18 protein-coding genes and 1 pseudogene are annotated in these 18,677 nt (G+C 37.8%); 9 read left to right on the forward strand and 10 right to left on the reverse strand.

The window, feature by feature from the left end; genetic code table 11:
- The 4 genes from AC5YC8_RS02600 to yihA all read left to right on the forward strand — a co-directional run bounded on the left by AC5YC8_RS02600 (position 1) and on the right by yihA (position 4,017).
- A complete protein-coding gene (locus AC5YC8_RS02600; RefSeq protein ID WP_496163434.1) occupies positions 1-1,584 on the forward strand; it encodes a helicase HerA-like domain-containing protein in 1,584 nt (527 codons plus the stop codon).
- A gap of 145 nt (positions 1,585-1,729) precedes the next feature.
- Complete coding sequence (locus AC5YC8_RS02605; RefSeq protein ID WP_496163435.1) at positions 1,730-2,488, forward strand: globin domain-containing protein; 759 nt, start codon at positions 1,730-1,732, stop codon at positions 2,486-2,488.
- A 100-nt stretch (positions 2,489-2,588) separates the two neighbouring features.
- Positions 2,589-3,032, forward strand: coding sequence for an RrF2 family transcriptional regulator (locus tag AC5YC8_RS02610; protein ID WP_496163436.1), 444 nt, complete (start codon positions 2,589-2,591; stop codon positions 3,030-3,032).
- Positions 3,033-3,135: 103 nt separating this feature from the next.
- A complete protein-coding gene (gene yihA, locus AC5YC8_RS02615; protein ID WP_496163437.1) occupies positions 3,136-4,017 on the forward strand; it encodes a ribosome biogenesis GTP-binding protein YihA/YsxC in 882 nt (293 codons plus the stop codon).
- Positions 4,018-4,086: 69 nt separating this feature from the next.
- On the opposite strand, the gene AC5YC8_RS02620 is transcribed toward yihA, so the two are convergent.
- Positions 4,087-5,322 carry a dicarboxylate/amino acid:cation symporter gene (locus tag AC5YC8_RS02620; protein ID WP_496163438.1) on the reverse strand — a complete coding sequence of 412 codons (1,236 nt, stop codon included), beginning with the start codon at positions 5,320-5,322 and terminating at the stop codon, positions 4,087-4,089.
- A 197-nt stretch (positions 5,323-5,519) separates the two neighbouring features.
- Here AC5YC8_RS02620 and AC5YC8_RS02625 point away from each other — a divergent pair, with 197 nt between their 5' ends.
- The gene (locus AC5YC8_RS02625) at positions 5,520-5,645 is read left to right on the forward strand and encodes a YHYH domain-containing protein (protein ID WP_496163439.1); all 126 of its coding nucleotides are present in this window, start codon (positions 5,520-5,522) and stop codon (positions 5,643-5,645) included.
- A 70-nt stretch (positions 5,646-5,715) separates the two neighbouring features.
- On the opposite strand, the gene AC5YC8_RS02630 is transcribed toward AC5YC8_RS02625, so the two are convergent.
- On the reverse strand, positions 5,716-6,588 hold the full coding sequence (locus AC5YC8_RS02630) for an acyl-CoA thioesterase (RefSeq protein WP_496118333.1): 873 nt from the start codon (positions 6,586-6,588) through the stop codon (positions 5,716-5,718).
- 290 nt (positions 6,589-6,878) lie between these two features.
- On the opposite strand from AC5YC8_RS02630, the gene plsB reads away from it, so the two are divergent.
- Positions 6,879-9,449 (forward strand): glycerol-3-phosphate 1-O-acyltransferase PlsB, encoded by a 2,571-nt coding sequence (gene plsB / locus AC5YC8_RS02635; protein WP_496163440.1) that lies wholly within the window; start codon positions 6,879-6,881, stop codon positions 9,447-9,449.
- Positions 9,450-9,499: 50 nt separating this feature from the next.
- Here plsB and AC5YC8_RS02640 read toward each other — a convergent pair whose 3' ends face one another.
- The gene (locus tag AC5YC8_RS02640; protein ID WP_496163441.1) at positions 9,500-10,267 is read right to left on the reverse strand and encodes an NAD(P)H-binding protein; all 768 of its coding nucleotides are present in this window, start codon (positions 10,265-10,267) and stop codon (positions 9,500-9,502) included.
- A gap of 33 nt (positions 10,268-10,300) precedes the next feature.
- On the opposite strand from AC5YC8_RS02640, the gene recG reads away from it, so the two are divergent.
- Both recG and AC5YC8_RS02650 read left to right on the forward strand, forming a co-directional pair.
- Positions 10,301-12,346, forward strand: coding sequence for an ATP-dependent DNA helicase RecG (gene recG, locus AC5YC8_RS02645; protein WP_496163442.1), 2,046 nt, complete (start codon positions 10,301-10,303; stop codon positions 12,344-12,346).
- Positions 12,333-12,967 (forward strand): annotated as a pseudogene (locus tag AC5YC8_RS02650) (ComF family protein). The gene recG and the pseudogene AC5YC8_RS02650 overlap by 14 nt, the downstream one beginning before the upstream one ends.
- A 51-nt stretch (positions 12,968-13,018) precedes the next feature.
- Here the strand turns inward: AC5YC8_RS02650 and AC5YC8_RS02655 are convergent.
- Both AC5YC8_RS02655 and AC5YC8_RS02660 read right to left on the reverse strand, forming a co-directional pair.
- A complete protein-coding gene (locus AC5YC8_RS02655) occupies positions 13,019-13,420 on the reverse strand; it encodes an NUDIX hydrolase (protein ID WP_496163443.1) in 402 nt (133 codons plus the stop codon).
- 2 nt (positions 13,421-13,422) lie between these two features.
- On the reverse strand, positions 13,423-14,016 hold the full coding sequence (locus AC5YC8_RS02660) for an LOG family protein (protein ID WP_496163444.1): 594 nt from the start codon (positions 14,014-14,016) through the stop codon (positions 13,423-13,425).
- Between the two features lie 152 nt (positions 14,017-14,168).
- On the opposite strand from AC5YC8_RS02660, the gene AC5YC8_RS02665 reads away from it, so the two are divergent.
- Positions 14,169-15,182 (forward strand): magnesium and cobalt transport protein CorA, encoded by a 1,014-nt coding sequence (locus tag AC5YC8_RS02665; protein WP_496118346.1) that lies wholly within the window; start codon positions 14,169-14,171, stop codon positions 15,180-15,182.
- 133 nt (positions 15,183-15,315) lie between these two features.
- Here the strand turns inward: AC5YC8_RS02665 and AC5YC8_RS02670 are convergent, their stop codons facing one another.
- From AC5YC8_RS02670 to AC5YC8_RS02690, 5 genes are read right to left on the reverse strand one after another with little or no spacing between them, the layout of a single operon-like run.
- Positions 15,316-15,606 (reverse strand): STAS domain-containing protein, encoded by a 291-nt coding sequence (locus tag AC5YC8_RS02670; RefSeq protein WP_496118348.1) that lies wholly within the window; start codon positions 15,604-15,606, stop codon positions 15,316-15,318.
- A 10-nt stretch (positions 15,607-15,616) separates the two neighbouring features.
- Positions 15,617-16,249 (reverse strand): MlaC/ttg2D family ABC transporter substrate-binding protein, encoded by a 633-nt coding sequence (locus AC5YC8_RS02675; RefSeq protein WP_496118350.1) that lies wholly within the window; start codon positions 16,247-16,249, stop codon positions 15,617-15,619.
- Positions 16,250-16,269: 20 nt separating this feature from the next.
- Positions 16,270-16,944: an outer membrane lipid asymmetry maintenance protein MlaD gene (mlaD, locus tag AC5YC8_RS02680; RefSeq protein WP_496118352.1), complete on the reverse strand. Its 675-nt coding sequence runs from the start codon at positions 16,942-16,944 to the stop codon at positions 16,270-16,272.
- Complete coding sequence (gene mlaE, locus AC5YC8_RS02685; RefSeq protein ID WP_496118354.1) at positions 16,944-17,723, reverse strand: lipid asymmetry maintenance ABC transporter permease subunit MlaE; 780 nt, start codon at positions 17,721-17,723, stop codon at positions 16,944-16,946. Before mlaE ends, mlaD begins: the two co-directional genes overlap by 1 nt.
- Positions 17,720-18,538, reverse strand: coding sequence for an ABC transporter ATP-binding protein (locus AC5YC8_RS02690; RefSeq protein WP_496118358.1), 819 nt, complete (start codon positions 18,536-18,538; stop codon positions 17,720-17,722). The genes mlaE and AC5YC8_RS02690 overlap by 4 nt, the downstream gene beginning before the upstream one ends.
- Positions 18,539-18,677 lie beyond the last annotated feature (139 nt).

The raw sequence follows: 18,677 nt of genomic DNA on the forward strand, positions 1-18,677 counted from the left end.
ATGGGTACACCAATTGTTGTTGCAAAGAAAACATCAGACACCACAAAAGATGTTGTTTTACACTCCCAATTTGCCAATAGACACGGTTTAATTGCAGGCGCTACAGGTACAGGTAAAACTGTAACACTAAAGGTTCTTGCAGAAAGTTTTTCACGTCTTGGTGTACCTGTATTTTTAGCCGATGCTAAAGGTGATGTTTCAAGCCTTGCTAAAGCAGGTGAAAGCAATACCAAATTTGATGAACGCTTAAAAGCTCTAAATATAGAATCCGTCGATTTTGCTGCATCCCCTGTTGTTTTTTGGGATTTATTTGGTGTGCAAGGACACCCTATTCGAACAACAGTTTCAGAAATTGGTCCGTTATTACTTTCACGCATGTTGAATTTAAATGATACACAAGAAGGCGTACTTTCAGCAGTCTTTAGAATTGCTGATGACCAAGGTCTACTCCTTTTAGATTTTAAAGATCTAAAAGCAATGATTAGCCATGTTAGTGAAAATGCCGCAAGTTATCAGGCAGAATATGGCAACCTATCTCCTGCAAGCTTAGGTGCAATTCAACGTAATTTACTTGCTTTAGCAGATCAAGGCGGAGATAAATTCTTTGGCGAGCCAAGCTTAAATATTTTAGATTTCATTCAAACAGATAGCGAAGGTCGAGGAAATATTAATTTATTGGCGGCAGATAAATTAATGAATACACCAAAACTTTATGCAACCTTCTTGCTTTGGATGCTCTCTGAATTATTTGAGCAACTTCCTGAAGTTGGTGATATGGACAAACCAAAACTTGTTTTCTTCTTCGATGAAGCCCATTTACTATTTGATAATGCAAGCCAAGCACTACAAGAGAAAATTGAACAAGTTGTACGCTTAATTCGCTCTAAGGGTGTTGGTATTTACTTTGTTACCCAAAACCCACTCGATTTACCCGAAAGTGTTTTAGGGCAACTAGGTAATCGCATTCAACATGCTTTACGTGCTTTTACCCCTAAAGATCAAAAGGCAGTGAAAACAGCGGCGGATACATTCCGTGCCAATCCTGAATTTAAAGTAGACCAAGCAATTACCGAACTTGGTGTTGGTGCAGCGCTTGTAAGCTGTTTAGATGAAAAAGGAATTCCACAAATGGTTGAGCGCGCTTGGATTATGCCACCACACTCCTCCTTTAGCCCAATTAGCACTGAAGAGCGTAAAACATTAATAAGCCAAAGTGTTGTTGCTGGTATTTATGAAAAAGAAGTTGATCGCGAAAGTGCATTTGAGCGCCTACAAAATAAAGTAGCCGAAATGCAACAACAGGCAGCTCAAGCAGAACAAGAAAAAATAGCAGCAAAAGAAAGAGAAACCCTAGAGAAACAGCAAGCTAAAGAAGCAGAAGCTCTTGCTAAACAACAAGCCAAAGAGCAAGAACGTATTGCACGCGAACAGCAAAAGGAAGCTGAGCGTGCAGCAAAACAACGTGAAAAAATTATTCAAGACACAGTCGGTACTTTTGCAAAAAGTGCCGCACGTAGCTTAGGTGGATCGACAGGACAAAAAATTGTTCGTGGATTGCTTGGCTCGTTGTTTGGTAGAAAATAATCCAATAAACCGATCATTTATTAACTTATTATGGGATATTTTTATATCCCATATTTTTTTTATGGCTTTCTTAAAGATGTATTGTAAATACATTTTATAAGATGTATTTTAAATATACCTTATAACTCTCTCAAGAAGTAAAGCCATGAATCCGCAATATATTGAACTCGTAAAATCAACTGTTCCTGTACTACGTGAAAACGGTGTTGCACTCACAAGTTATTTTTACAACCGCATGCTCAACAATCATCCTGAGCTAAAAAATACATTTAACTTAGATCACCAAAGTACTGGTCGCCAGCCTCGTGCCCTTGCAGCTGCTGTATTGGCTTATGCTGAAAACATTGAAAACCCAAGCGTACTTGCAAAAGCAATTGAACACATTTCCACAAAGCATGTGAGCTTAAACATTCAGCCAGATGAATATTCAATTGTGGGTGAAAATTTACTTCATTCCATTAGTGAAGTTTTAGATGTACCTATGGATTCAGACTTAATTGCAGCTTGGAAAGAAGCATATCTTCAACTTGCTGATATTTTAATTAATGCAGAAAAACAAAAATTTGAAAACCTTGCTGCAAAACAAGGTGGATGGAGCGGATGGCGCACATTTGAGATCACAACAATTGAAAGCAACGAAAATGGTACGACCTTTACCATTAAAGCAAGTGATGGCAAAGATGTTGTAAATGCAGAAGTTGGTCAATACATTTCAGTCAAAGTTAATGTGCCAAACCATGAACTCCAACAACCTCAACAATTTAAATTTGCTGAAGCACAAGATCATAACGAGTTTAAATTTGTAGTTAAAGCTGAAGAAAATGGTAGTGAATTCTCTGTTGCGAATATATTGCTAGAAAACTATAAAGTAGGCGATACAGTACAAGTAACTGCCCCTCTTTAAGTTATAACACCTTATTCTAAATAGATGATTCTATGCTGAAAGTTCCTTTAGAGGAACTTTCACGCTACACTAGAACAGGTCTTAATATTATTTAAATCACATGCAACTAAACAAATTTACCGACTATGCACTGCGTATTTTAATGTATATCGCTCAACCAAGAGATATGCCGTATACCATTGCCGAAATTGCGGAAGATTTGCATGTGTCTAAAAATCATTTAGTTAAAATTGTTCATTTTATGGGACAACATGATTGGATTATTACCACTCGCGGCAAAGGTGGTGGAATTCGCTTAAATCCTCAAGCATTAAACTCACAACTTGGTGAAATTGTTAGAATTTTACAAGGCGACCATCACATTGTTGAATGTAATACCCCACCTTGTGTTTTACGTAGTAAATGTGGATTAAAAGGTATTTTAGATCAATCACTTGAGCAATTTTATATAAGTCTCAACCAATATACTCTCAACGATGTCCTCAACACATCGCCCAAAGCAAAATATTCCACCCTATCTGCCATTCCTCTCATTCATTTATAACGTTCTTTTGTAAATTTCCTTCGCTTTAAAATTTGCAAAGGTCGCTTGAATGTTCGACTTCCTTTATAATAGCTGTTTGTAGATTATTGATTGAAGTTAAGCTATGCACCACAGCAGAGGAAAGTCTAAAAACAGTAAGACAGCAAATGCGCCTAAGCAAAAGATCAGCTATGAGAAAAAAGTTGATTCTGCCATTACTGAGTACTCTGTTCGCTCATTAAATTGGTTAAGAAAAGCTGAGTTCTTAATGAGTGCGCCTAAGCTTAATCTTTGTGTTGAAGATACAGGTTATGAAGTTGCATTTGCAGGTCGTTCAAATGCCGGAAAGTCAAGCGCGATTAATGCACTAACCAACCAAAAGCAATTGGCTCGTGCTTCTAAAAAACCTGGTCGTACACAAATGATCAACTTTTTTAGCTTAGGCAATCCAGACCAGCGTTTAGTCGATTTACCTGGTTATGGTTATGCTGCAGTACCAGAAGCCATGAAAATTGTTTGGCAAAAAGAATTAGAAAACTACCTAATTCATCGCGAAAGCTTACAGGGCTTAGTTTTATTAATGGACATTCGTCATCCATTACAACATTTTGATGTCATGATGCTTGAGTGGGCTTACTCACGTAAATTATTTGTGCATGTACTTTTAACGAAGTCAGACAAATTAAACCGTGGTCCTGCTTCTAAAGCACTGCAAGAAGTGAAAGCAGAATTGAAAAAGATGAAGTTAAACTTCTCAATTCAACTTTTTTCTTCAATGAACAAACAAGGTTTAGAAGAACTTGCGAGTGTTATGGCAGGTCGTTTGAACTTCACACTTGAACAATCAAACAACTTCGATTTAGACAGTATTCCTGAAGCTTCTGAAAATGATTTTGAAGAAGGTGAATTCGAGTTTGAAGAAGGCCTTTTTGATGATGTTGAATTTGAAGATCAACTTGATGTTGAAAACACCACAGCATCTAAAGTAAATAAAAAAGAAGATTAACTTTCTTCTCCAGTAACAAGTAAAAAAGGTCGGAATATCCGACCTTTTTTACATTCAACTTTTTAAAATTTAGGTTGCACTTTCTTCTTTCGTATAACGATCTACTACCACACTAATCATCATATCCCCTTGAACATTGACCACAGTACGAACTGTATCAAGCAAACGATCTATAGGTAGTAAAATTGCAATCGCCTCGGCAGGCAAGCCAACAGATTGTAAAACCATAATCATAGTGACCATACCTGCACTTGGTATACCAGGTGCACCAAGCGATGCAATCATTGCTGTTGCACACACAATCAGTTGCTGACCAATAGTCAAATCTAAACCCATTAAGTTTGCGATAAACAACGCTGCTGCCGCTTCATAAAGCGCAGTTCCATCCATGTTCAATTGCGTACCTAAAGGAATGACAAAGCCTGCAGTTTGCGGACGTACACTTAAATTTTCCTGCGCACACTTCATAGAAAGTGGCATAGTTGCAGAACTTGAGCTTGTTGCAAACGCAGTAATTAAAGCAGCACGCGCTCCTTTAAAAAAGGTGATTGGATTCATTTTTCCAAAAATCCAAAGTAACAATGGCAACACAACTACACCATGAAAAATGGTTGTTCCTGTAACCACGGCGGCAAATTCTGCTAAACGACTTAACACCGTAATATCTTCAGTTGCAATGAGCTTTGCTAATAATGCCAAAATACCAAATGGTGCAAGCTTCATCACCCAACCAATCATTAACATCATAATGTCAAAAAACTGCTGACTAAGATTGCGCACCGTTCTAAATTTTTCACCACCTTTCACTAAAGCAACACCCACAAATAACGCAAAAACCACTACAGCCAAAACATTACCTTCTGTAAAAGCTTTAAATGGATTAATGAGAGTATTTTGGATAAAGTTGGTAAAAAATGATGATGGCGTTAATGTGTCAGGTGTTTGATGTGAATTCATTGCATCTTGAAACATCACGATATCAACGCCTTTACCTACATTAAATAGATGCGCGCATGCTAAACCTAAAATAAGCGCCAATGTTGTTGTGGTTACACAACACATGAGTGTAATTTTCCAAGTTCGACCGAGCTGCCCTGTCGCTTGTAAATTTGAAACGCCCACAACAATGGAACTAAAAATTAAAGGAATAAGTAGCATTTTAAGTAAGCCAATAAAAATACTACTCACAATGCTAAGACCATAAATACTGGCATCAAAAAATTGAGTATTAGGGAATAGGTTTAAAATAAAACCAAAAACTACACCCACTATGGCTGCAATCAAAATTTGAGAATTTAAACTCATCTTGGCATGCTTTTTTGAATAATTTAGCGCTCAATATGCCATGAGCATTTCTTATAATCGAGTATTATTTTGTCATAAGCTTATTTTTAACGACCCAATTAGATACCACCCCAAAATACGACTATGCCGTATTCATGTTAGCAGCAAAAATATTAAACACATGATTATAATAAATTTTATTTTTTGGGGAAAAGTATATGAAAAAAGTGATCATTCTTTTAATCGTTACATTAATTACAAGTAGCATATTTGCACATTCAGGCAGAACAAACAAAGATGGTTGTCACAATAACCACAAAGATGGCTCTTATCATTGCCACTAACTTCCTAGACAACTTCAAACATAAAAAAAGCCAAACAACAGTTTGGCTTTTTTAACTTTAGACCTGACGTTTATTGAACTTCGATTTCACGTAAACGAATCAAGCCTTCTTGTGTCGTACTACATACCAACTGACCATTTTGCCACATTCTACCGAAATTCAAACCTCGTGAACTTGCACTTATCGTTGCGTCCATGTCATACAACATAAACTCATCTACACGAAATGGTTTATGGAAATACATCGCATGGTCAATGCTTGCACACTGCAAACTTGGTGACAAATAGCTTAAACCATGTGGACGAAGTGCCGTTGTCATCAAAGTAAAGTCTGAATAAAATGCAGCAATTGCTTGATGTAATGAAATCTCATCTACATTTTCAGCAATTTTATCGTGCGTACGAATGTAATGCGCATAATTTGGAGCTTCAGGATGTGGTGCAAATGGGTTAACTGGCATTACAGGGCGAAGCTCTACATGTCGATCTCGCATAAAACTTGCACGCACATTTTCAGGAACAAATTCTACAATTTGAGTTTTTAATTCGGCTTCTGTTTGTAATGTTTCAGGTGCAGGATAATCAGGCTCTGTAGTTTGATAATTTAAACCCTCTTCCTGTTCTGCAAATGACACCATACACATAAAAATGGTTTTACCATGCTGAATTGCGCGCACCTGACGGCTTACAAAGCTACGCCCATCACGAATACGATCTACCTCATAAATAATGGGTGCATTAACATCCCCACCAAATAAAAAGTACGCATGTAAAGAATGCGCAGGTCGATCTGTTGTATAAGATGCAGCACGTAAGGCTTGACCTAAAACCTGCCCACCGAAGACACGCTTGCCCACCAAGTTTCGACTTTGACCACGGAAGATATTTTCTTCAAGCTTTTCAAGGCTAAGTAAATCAACCAATTCCTGAGTTAACGCATTCATGGGGGGACAACCTATATCGATTTGATCACAATGAAATGAGGCTTTAATTGTATGTTACAACTAAAACAGAAGTGTATTTTGCCATAAAACCAACCAAAGCAATAAAGTTTTACTGACTCGAGTGTTGTCAGTTTTTTTGAATAAACCTTCTAAAAAGATACTTTTTAACTGTAAAATTGCTCGAACTTACGAATATTGTTAGAAATGGCATGTTGTTTTTCACTACAATTGCTCAAAATAATATCCTGCAAAATATATCTGTAGTAACGGTCATTTAAATAGGAGTTCTTATGTCCAAGACTGGCTTCGGTCAAATTTATCGCAAGCTTTCTAGCAAGCTACTTGACCTCGTGGTATCTCCTCAAGTTCTTGGTGAAGTTCCTGTAGCATCTAAAACTGCAGAAAAACAAGATGAAGTAACCAACCAACCTAAAGTGGTTTGTTATGTTCTACAAAATCACTCTCGCAGTAATGCATTAGTGGTCGATGGCGAAACTCGTCGCTTAAAATTAGCACCTGCTTTAGACCCACTTATTATAAAAGATCACAAAGAAAAAGTGTCTGTCCTTTTCTTACAACATTCTGACGAAAATAATTTATTAAACCCACCTGCACATAAGCTACCACCTCGTTTATTGAGCTTGGTTGAATTATTAGAAAAATATCCAGATGCAGACGTTGACTTAGTTCCCGTCACCCTACTTTGGGGGCGTGCACCCGATAAAGAAAATTCTTTATTAAAACTATTAATGACAGATACATGGTCTACACCTGGGACTGTTAAACAGCTGATTAATATTGGTATGCACGGTCGTCAATCGTACCTAGAGTTCCATGAACCACAATCTTTACGTCAGCTTATTCAGTTTGCAAAAATTACGCACCCCAATATTTCACCTGCAACTTATATTTTAAATACTTTAAATAACTATTTAGATAACCAACGCGAAATTGTATTAGGGCCTGACTTATCAGACCGCCGCAATGTGATGCACTCACTCATCAAATCACCCGATGTTCAAGATGCAATTCGTCGTGAAAGTATTCGAAGTAAAATTAGCTTACTTGAAGCAGAACGCCGTGCAGTCGGCTGCTTAAACGAGATTGTATCTGACTATTCACATTCTACAGTGCGCTTTGCTTTTATGGCACTTACTCGCCTATGGACGCAGCTCTATGATGGTGTAGAAGTTCATAACTTTAGCACTGTTCGTGAATTAGCTAAAGATTATGAAATTGTTTATACGCCATGTCATCGTAGCCATATCGACTACTTACTACTGTCTTATGTAATTTATCAACGTGGTTTAATGGTGCCGTATATTGCCGCAGGCGATAACTTAAATATGCCATTTGTAGGGCAAATTTTACGTGGTGGTGGTGCATTCTTTATTCGTCGTTCATTCCGCGGGAATGGCTTATATACCACCGTATTTAAAGAATATTTATATAGTATTTTGTCACGTAACACACCACTTGAATATTTCATTGAAGGCGGTCGCTCACGTACAGGTCGTATTTTGCCACCCAAAACAGGCATGCTCGCAATGACTGTACACAGCCACTTACGCGGTCGTTCTAAACCTATTGTATTTATTCCAACCTACATTGGTTATGAACGCTTAATGGAAGGTTCAACCTACGTAGGCGAAATGAATGGTAAAGCAAAAGAATCTGAATCAATTATGGGGATTATTAAAACCCTACGTAAAATCGAAAAAGTATTCGGTAAAGTTCATGTGAACTTTGGTGAGCCTGTTTTCTTAGATGACATGCTGAAAAAACACAACGCGGAAAATGTGACCGTTGTGAAAAATGATGATGCTATTCCAGATGAAGTATCACAAGCAGTCAACAGTTCTGCTCATACTATTTTAGAGAACATTAACCGTGCAGCGGTGATTAACCCTGTCTCACTATTATCTCTTATTCTTTTAGCAACACCAAAACATACCTTAGATGAAGAAATTTGCGTAAAACAAATTGATACTTACCGCAATTTGCTTGCATCTTTACCATACGATGAACGCATTCAAGTCACGCCATTATCGGGCAAAGAAATTATTACCTATGGTTTAAAGCTCAAGCTCATTAAACGTGTAAATCATGCTTTAGGCGATATTATTGCAATTGAAGAAGGTCAAGCAGTTTTATTGACATACTTCCGCAATAACATTTTGCATGCCTTTGTTTTACCATCTTTAATTGCTGCTCTTGTAAACCATAATGGTTCAATTGCACCCAAAGATGTGTGCAATGTAATTAAAACTTTATATCCTTTCTTAAAAGCAGAATTATTCCTAAAATGGAATGAAGATGAAATTAAAACACCTACTGAAGCTTATATTGAAGCCCTATTAAGTGCCAAACTCATTTCTAAAGATGCAGAAGGTAATTTAGTTTCACCCGCACCAAATACTGAAGACCACAACCAATTAACTGTACTTGCAGCGCCTGTCATGCAAAGCTTAGAACGCTACTACATGACCTTATCTTTAATCACACAACGTGGTTCAGGTAATATTTCAACTCGCCAAGTTGAAGAACTTAGTCATTTAGTGGGTCAGCGTTTATCCGTGCTTTATGAATTCAACTCACCTGAATTTTTCGATAAAGCACTCTTCCAAAGCTTTATTAAAGTCCTCACTCAGAAAGGTTATATCAGCACAAATGAAAATAATGCTATTGTCTTTGATGAACAATTCAAAAATATGGCAAAGCATGCCAATCTTGTTTTAGATGATGTAACCCTACAAATGCTTCATCACATTACTTCATTTACCGATGAAGAGTTAAAAGAAGCATTGGATGCCTTAGCTGCTGAACAAGCAAAAAAACGCCAAAAGCGTAAGAAAAAATAACCAAAGAAAAGCCTCTCAATTGAGAGGCTTTTTTGATATCAGTAGATCATCTAATAATGTATCAACTGAAATCCTATTTCATTCATTCGTGTCGCAAAAATTCGTTTTCCAGTTTCAACCTGACTTTCCAAAACCAGCTCAGGAAAACCCTTTTCTTTTTGAATTTTTAAAAGCTTTTCATGTAATGGTTCAGGCTTATTATTAGTCACAATATAGCTAGACTTCAGATGTTCCACGTGAAGCATGTGCGACAAGAACCGTGATAAATCATCTATATGAATACGGTTCGACCAGTGAATATTTGGATATGTTTTTGCCTTTTCCGCAAGACCTATCATCCGTGTAGATAAGCCACTATAAATACCTGTCGGACGTATAATCGTACATCGTGCAGCATAAGCATTTAAATAAACTTGTTCCATTTCAGCCAAAATTTCACCTTGCTCATCTTGAGGTAAAATTGACGTTTCATCATCTACTCTTCCTCCTGCATTTTCACCATACACTCGTGTAGAAGACACCACAATTACACGCTTTACGGGATGATCTTTTAAAGACTGAATAATTGAAGCTGCAGAGTTCAAATAAGTATCTTTGTATCCATCAACATTGCTTTGCTTGGGTGCTAATAGAATATAAACACAATCTACAGGTCTAATTGAGCTTAAATTAAGATGATGAATGTCTTGAATAAGATGCGTTGCATATTCATCTGTTTTCGGACTTGAACTAATTGTGGTAATTTGATGATCAAGCGCAAATAGTTGTTTAGCAACGCGCTGAGATGTTTTACCATAACCTATAAATAAAATATGCATTTAGCACCAAATCACATACTGAGTTGAGAGGACATGGCCACAGTCCACCAATTGCAGGGCGTAGGAAATGCCTCTGCCGCTTTACTAGAAAAGCTAAATATCTTTAATACAGATGATTTGCTGTTTCATCTTCCCCGTGACTATGAAGATCGTAGCACGATCATTCCTATGAACCAATTGATCGTAGGTAGAAGCTACTTACTTGAAGGCATTGTCAAAGGCGTAGATTTCCCACCGGGCAAACGCAAATCTATGGCGGTTTTACTCGATGATGATTTTGGCAAAGTCACTTTGCGTTTTTATCATGTTTATAAAGGTATTACGGATCGCGCCAAAGTTGGTAATCGTTTACGAATATTTGGTGAGGTTCGTGTTGGTGCACGAGGATTAGAGCTTTATCATCCCGAAATACAAGTGATAAGTGAGCACACCCCTCTTCCTCAAACTCAACTCACGGCAATTTACCCAAGCACCGAAGGCTTAACTCAGCCCAAATTACGTGAATATATAAAACAAGCACTACTACAACATAGCGATGATTTACCTGAGCTTTTACCTAAAAAATTTACTAATGGCTATGCCTTAAAAGAAGCTCTGGATTATATTCATCACCCGCCTATAGATGCCAATATGGTTCAGTTGGCGCAAGGCACTCACCCTGCACAACAGCGCTTAATTTTTGAAGAACTCGTTGCACACCAAGTCAGTTTACTTACCAGACGTGCCTATATTCAGCAAATTGAAGCTCCCTCTTTTGCACCAAGTAAAAAATATGCAAAGGTATTATTAGCAACTTTACCTTTTGAAATGACAGGTGCACAAAAGCGTGTTTCTAAAGAAATAGCAGATGATTTACAGCTTAACAAACCAATGCTTCGCTTAGTTCAGGGCGATGTAGGTGCAGGTAAAACATTGGTTGCAGGTGTTGCTGCTTGTCATGCTTTAGAAGAAGGCTGGCAAGTTGCCTTAATGGCACCTACAGAAATTTTAGCAGAACAGCATTATCTAAACTTCAAAAAATGGTTTGAACCTTTGGGCTTAACAGTCTCTTGGCTTTCAGGTAAGCAAAAAGGTAAAGCTCGAGCAACAGCAGAACAAATTATTCAAGATGGTTCAGCCAATTTAGTAGTCGGAACACATGCACTTTTCCAAGACAATGTTGCCTTTGCCAAATTAGGCTTAGTCATTATCGATGAACAACATCGCTTTGGTGTCGATCAACGCCTTGCCTTACGCAATAAAGGCCTAGATGGTATGACACCGCATCAACTGGTCATGACAGCCACCCCTATTCCTCGTACGCTTGCCATGTCTGCTTATGGTGATTTAGATACCTCTGTGATTGATGAATTGCCTCCAGGTCGAACACCTATTCAAACCGTGACAATTCCACTCGACAGACGTGAGGAAGTGCTCAATCGCATTGCGACCAATTGTGCTGAAGATAAACAAGCCTATTGGGTCTGTACGCTCGTAGAGCAATCTGAAACTTTAGATGCTCAGGCAGCTGAAGCAACGTATCAAGAAATTAAAGAACGCTTTTCGCATCTAAATATTGGTTTAGTTCATGGCAAAATGAAAGCCGATGAAAAGCAAATCGTCATGCAACAATTCAAAAACAATGAATTACAACTGCTTATTGCCACCACTGTTATTGAAGTTGGTGTCGATGTGCCAAATGCTTCTATCATGGTTATTGAAAATGCCGAGCGTCTTGGTTTATCTCAACTTCACCAGTTACGTGGTCGAGTTGGTCGAGGGGCAAAAGCCAGCTTCTGTGCCTTACTTTATAAAAACCCACTCTCACAAAATGGCCAAGAACGCTTACGTATTATGCGTGAAACCAATGACGGCTTTTTAATTGCAGAAAAAGATTTAGAAATTCGTGGTCCAGGAGAGTTACTTGGTACAAAACAAACAGGAGATATGGGTTTTCGTGTTGCTAAATTAGAACGTGACGATCACTTACTGAATCAGGCACATTATGTCGCACAACAAATATTAAAAGACTATCCAACTCAAGCAGAAGCCTTACTGAAGCGTTGGTTGCCCGAAGCTCCAAGGTATGCTTATGTTTAATTTTATAAAACCAATAACAAGGCAATTAAGATCATTCACCGCATGCCAGTTATGTGGTGTAGATCATCAAATACAGCATTCACTATGTGCTGATTGTTGGCAGAACTTACCTTGGCTAAAACAAAACATCATACGCCAAGAAATGGAAATTCAAGTTGCTTGCCACTATGCTTATCCCATTGATCGAATTATTCAAAAATTCAAATACGAACATCAATTGAGTTTTCAACTCATTTTGGCAGGCTTATTGACAACTTTACGCTTTTCAAAAGTACAAGCTATTGTGCCTATGCCCATTTCGGAGGTTCGCTTAATTGAACGTGGTTTTAATCAAAGCTACCTACTTGCCGAGCAGTTAGCAAAACACTTAAATATTCCAATCTGGCAACCCATTGTCCGTCGTGCTGAACACTCACAAAAGGATTGACTCGACTTGAGCGACTAGAAAACATCAATGAACAATTCGAGATAGATCTAGCAAATACGAAAAAATTTAAACGCATTTTAATTCTTGATGATGTCGTAACAACAGGAAGCTCGATTCATGCTTTAAAACTCAAACTTGAAGAGCTCGGCTGTACTAAAATTTATGCAACTTGTTTAGCAAGCGCAGAGCATTAAAGTTAAAGTACTGTCTAACAAAAAAGGAAAGTACCAACTTTCCTTTTTATTTTAAGCCAAAGATGTCAAATAATGCCTTACCCAAGGTAAAGCAACCTCTTGCGTTAATGGTGCAAGTTGAGTGTCTGTATCATCCAAATCAATCCACTTCATTTCTGCAATTTCAGCATCTATTTTTGGCGTTTGATTCAATTTCACGTGATACACATAACTTACCAATTGATAATCTGGCTCATTTGCCGCCTTTGTTTCAAAACGACCAATAAATTGTTCTATCTGTGCCACACAGCCAATTTCCTCCTGAATTTCACGAAGCATGGTTACCTCAGGCAATTCATTTGGTTCAAGCTTTCCACCCACTTGCATAAAAAAGGCAGTATTCTTTTTACGTACCACAAGTAGTTGCTGTTGTTCATTTAAAATAATGGCAGCGGCAACCGTAATTAACTTCATTTTTACTTTATTTCCTGTGGGCGTTCCACCATTCCCCATTTCGGTTCAGGTGCAACAAATTGATCTATTTGAATAAGGATATCTTTCACCGATGCAGATGAAATCAAGGCATCATTAAAACGCTCATGAGTAAACCCTTTTTGCGTGGTAACTTCAATAAATTTAATCAGATCATCATAAAAACCATCTACATTTAAAAATGCACATGCTTTTAAATGAATACCTAATTGAGCCCAAGTCCACTGCTCAAAAATTTCTTCTAATGTTCCAGAACCACCTGGCATTGCAATAAATGCATCAGACAATTCAGACATTTTTGTTTTACGCTCATGCATGTCTTTCACCACATACAATTCGGTTAAACCTGTATGTGCAAGTTCTTTATTCACCAAAACCTCAGGAATCACACCAATCACTTTACCACCAGCATCTAAAGCACTATCAGCAACTACACCCATTAAGCCCGATTTACCACCACCATAAACTAAAGTTTTACCCTGCTGTGCAATTGCCTTCCCTAGTTCTTGTGCTGTTTTTACATAAATCTCGTCTGTTCCCAATGCCGAACCACAAAAGACAGCAATAGAATTTGTCATTTTTTCACCTAGTTAACATGTTCAAATACAATAAAATAACGTATAGAAACTTTTTTTAATTAAAATCACAATTTGGACCGTGCTTTTCATTAGAACCTTGTCTAAAATACACGCATCATAAATATGGATACTGCGCAAAGGAGAAAAGACGAATGCTTGAAGCCTTTTACCCTACCGAGCGCGGTAGTTTAGAAGATGCCACCATCAATGGCGGTTTCGATTTACATCCCGAACTCGTCTGGATTGATCTTATTGCACCTTCTCAAGAAGAACAACAATGGGTACTAGATGCATACAATCAAGATTTACCAACGTTAAAATCACTTGAAGATATTTCATCATCTGCTCGCTTCTATCGTGATGATGACGGCATTCTCCATATCAGCACCTACTTTTTAACGAAAAATAAGAATTTTCCAGGCGATAGCGAATCTGAAGATAATTCAAGTATTTTAGCCACCGTACAAACTGTTGCATTCATTTTACATAAAGAGCGCCTATTTACCTTACGTGGTGAAAAGCTTGTTGCTTTCCGTGCTTTCCGTGCACGTGCTCGTCGTAATGATTATGAAATTGATTATAAAGATCCAACTTGGGTACTTTTAGGTTTATTAGAAGCTAAGTTAGATGAACTTGCGGATATTCTAGAAGATATCCACAAAGACTTAGAAAAATACTCCACTGAAGTACTAAACAACCGTCACCGAGAACAAATACTCGATCTAGATGACATGATTACCCGACTGGCTCACTTAGAAGACATGCTCGGAAAAGCTCAATTATGTTTGATCGATTTACGTCGTGTACTAACCTTCTTAGCACGTCCACGTGCCTTAGGTAGTCACATATATGATGCTGATATTCGAGAATTAAGCGAAGATGTACGATCTCTTGTAGAACACGATGCCTTCTTGTTCCAAAAGGTTCGATTCTTACTTGATACAACATCTGGATTCATTAATACCGAGCAAAATGACACGATCCGTCGATTCTCTATTTTACCAAGTATGCTTGCACCACCAATGCTCGTTGCAAGTGTTTATGGTATGAATACTGAAGTCTTACCTTTTGCTCATGGCACCACAAGCTTCATTGTTGTTAGTGCAATTTTATTAGCATTCTTTGTAGGACCAATGATTTACTTCCGCTGGAAAAAATGGATCTAAGAATTCTAGTTTACCCTTCCTTATAGGAGAGGGTCAGGGAGAGATCAATAAACAAGAAACACCCCTTATTTGGCAAACACCTATTTAAAAACTAAAAAAGCACCTTCCGGTGCTTTTTTTATTCAGATTCAACTTAATCTAGCAGCTGCAAGTCATTTTCTAAATGACAAGCTTGAATAATCTTCATCATTTTAGCTGACACAGATTTGAACTTTAAGCCATTTGCATTTGGTGTCTGACGTAGCAAACGCACCAATACTGCTAAAGCCAAAGTACTACCATGCTCAAGTTTCGACAAGTCTACAACAACAGGAAATTGAATGTTGGTTTGAAGAATTGCCAATCCTTCTTGATAATATTCTTCAGCATTGTCGTAATCAATTTTACCTGAAACAAGCAACTGCTGATTTTTAAGCTCAATCACGACTCACCTATTATTTTTTGTTTACCGCAGCATCAGCATCTGGCTTAAAGTTCGCAATCGCTTGATCTAAATTACCGCCATTTCGTTTTACAGTTGCAGCAAATTGATTACGGAACTGCAAGCCTAAGTCGATACCTGATACGTTGATATTACGAACTTTCCACTGGTTACCTTTATCAACCAACTGTAAAGATACAGGAATTTTTTCACCCTTGTTGTTAAAGTCAATTGTAACAACCGGATTTTTACTACCCGTATCTTTATAAGGACGTAATGTATAAGTTTGATTTGAAAATTTTGCGAATGCTGAACCGTAGTTTTCAATTAAAGTTTCACGGAAATTTTTCTCAAACTGAGCACGTTGCGCTGCAGAACTATATTGATTGGTCGCATAAGTTCCCATCACAATACGGGTAAATGCTTGCGAATCGATATACGGATCTAAGTTTTGACGAACAATAGTTTTAGCCAATGCTGGGTTCGCTTTCAATTTAGCATTGTCTGCTTTTAAACGTACAATTAAACCATCAGCGACTTTTTTTACAAATGCAGGAGGTGTTTCACTTGGGGCAGCAATCGTTGCTGATGCCACCATCGTTGTTAATATTGTTGCCGCAAAAGTTTGCTTAATCAAAATATTCATTCTAACTTCTCCAAAATTACTTATTCAACAAATGATGGTTCAGCATTGGCTGTATCTGATGATGTACTTGTCGCATCATCACCATCTTTTGCTTTGCTTTCACCAGCACCACCAGTCACAAATTTAGAAATCAAATCTTCAATTTCCATTGTGCTTTGAGTATTAGAAATTTGCTCACCACGTTTTAAATAGTTTAGACCACCACCTGGTACAATTTTTAAGTACTTTTCACCTAATAAACCATTGGTTGCCACCATAAGATAAGCATCATCATCAATATTGGTGATGGATTTCATGTTATCAAGAAGTTGCTTTTCCATATTTTTTTGTTCTGTTTTCGATGCTGCTTCATAATCAGAACTATAACGAAGCTCTTCCAATGCTTCATCTTGTACTTGTTTCAATTGTTTCGCATTAAATGACGTTAAAGTGCCATCTAATGTCATGTGAACAGTTGCCAAACGTGTAACAGGATCTAATGTAATTGAATCGACCTGCCCTACTTTCACACCGCTTAATGCAACTTTTGCGCGAGGCTTAATACCATTTATATTATCAAAGGTTGCAGTCATCTTATAACTGTCACTCATATTCGTGCCAACTAAACCACTTACACGCATTGCCAAGAAAAAGAGTGCAATTCCAAAAAGAATTACAAATACGCCGACTGCCAGCTCACTAGTACGTGACTTCATTAAACACCTCCGAACATGACCGCAGTCAACACGAAATCAAAACCTAAAACACAAAGTGATGAATACACCACTGTGCGCGTTGTAGAAGTTGCAATACCTTCAGATGTTGGTTCACAAGCATAACCCTGATAAACCGCAATCCATGTACAAATTAATGCAAAAACAAAACTTTTAAGAATAGTGCCATTTAAAACATCCTTATAGAATTGCACACTACTTTCTATGCCGCTCCAATAAGAACCTTCATCTGCACCTAGAAAATCTACGCCCACCATTTTACCGCCCATAATACCAACAGCAGCAAAAATGACAGAGAGCATTGGTAAACTAAAAATACCTGCCCATAAACGCGGTGAAATCACACGTTTAAGTGGATCTACACCTATCATTTCCATACTAGACAATTGCTCTGTAGCCTTCATTAGACCAATTTCAGCGGTCAGTGCAGAACCCGCACGCCCTGCAAACAATAATGCAGCAACAACAGGCGCAAGCTCTCGAAGTAATGTCAGTGCTACAGCTGTACCCAACATTGCTTCACTACCAAAAGTGACCAATATGCTATACATCTGTAAGCCTAAAACAGCGCCAATAAATAAACCAGACACAACAATAATAAGCAGAGACAAAACGCCTACACGATACACTTGGTATATGAACAGCCTAACACCTTGCCATGTTGGTAATGATGCCAAAATTTGCAATAGCATAAGCGTAGCAACACCAATTCCGCGCATACGCTCAATAACGCGTCTACCTAATAAGGCAATAGCATTCATGAACCAACCTCATTGCTTAAATATGCTTGATGACTAAATTGATAATCAACTGGACCATCAATTGACCCTGTTAAAAACTGCTGAACAAATGGTGATGAGTGATTTTTTAATTCTTCAGGTGTCCCTTCACCCTGAACCTTACCTTCCGCAACAACATAAATATAATCTGCTATAGATAAAGTTTCCGCCACATCATGCGAAACAATAATAGTCGTTAAATCTAAAGCTTCACGTAAAGAACGAATCAAGCGCGTCAACACCCCTTTTACGATCGGATCTTGTCCAGCAAAAGGCTCATCATACATAATTAATTCAGGGTCAAGCGCAATTGCACGAGCCAAAGCTACACGTCTGTTCATACCACCAGACAACTCCGATGGCATTAGTTTTTCTGCCCCACGCAAACCAACAGATTCTAATTTTAATGCAATAATTTCAGCAATAAGATGTTCAGATAATTTTGTATGTGCACGTATTGGAAAAGCGACATTTTCATACACAGACATATCTGTAAAAAGCGCACCACTTTGAAAAAGCATACCCATGCGAGCACGAGCAGCAAATAATTCTTGGCGAGACATCTCTGCAATATTCTTATTGTCTAATAATATTTCACCCGAATCTGGAATAAGTTGACCACCTATAAGACGCAACAACGTGGTCTTACCAGTACCAGAAGGTCCCATAATTGCGGTAATTTGGCCACGACGAATATTCATATCAATATTATCGTAGATAACACGCTCCCCTCGCTTGAAACTCAGACCACTTATTTTAATGAATGAGTGAGCTTCTTGGGATTGTTGATTATTCATAGCCGAGCTTTTCCCGAATAAGTATTTTCAGCGCATATAATATAAATGATTAGAGATAAAATTGTTACCTCTGAATGTTTTAGATCTGTTTTATAATTTTTGGCTCAGGTTTTATTATAAATATAAATTCTTAAATTTA

The sequence above is a fragment of the Acinetobacter sp. FY731 genome (assembly GCF_059515905.1).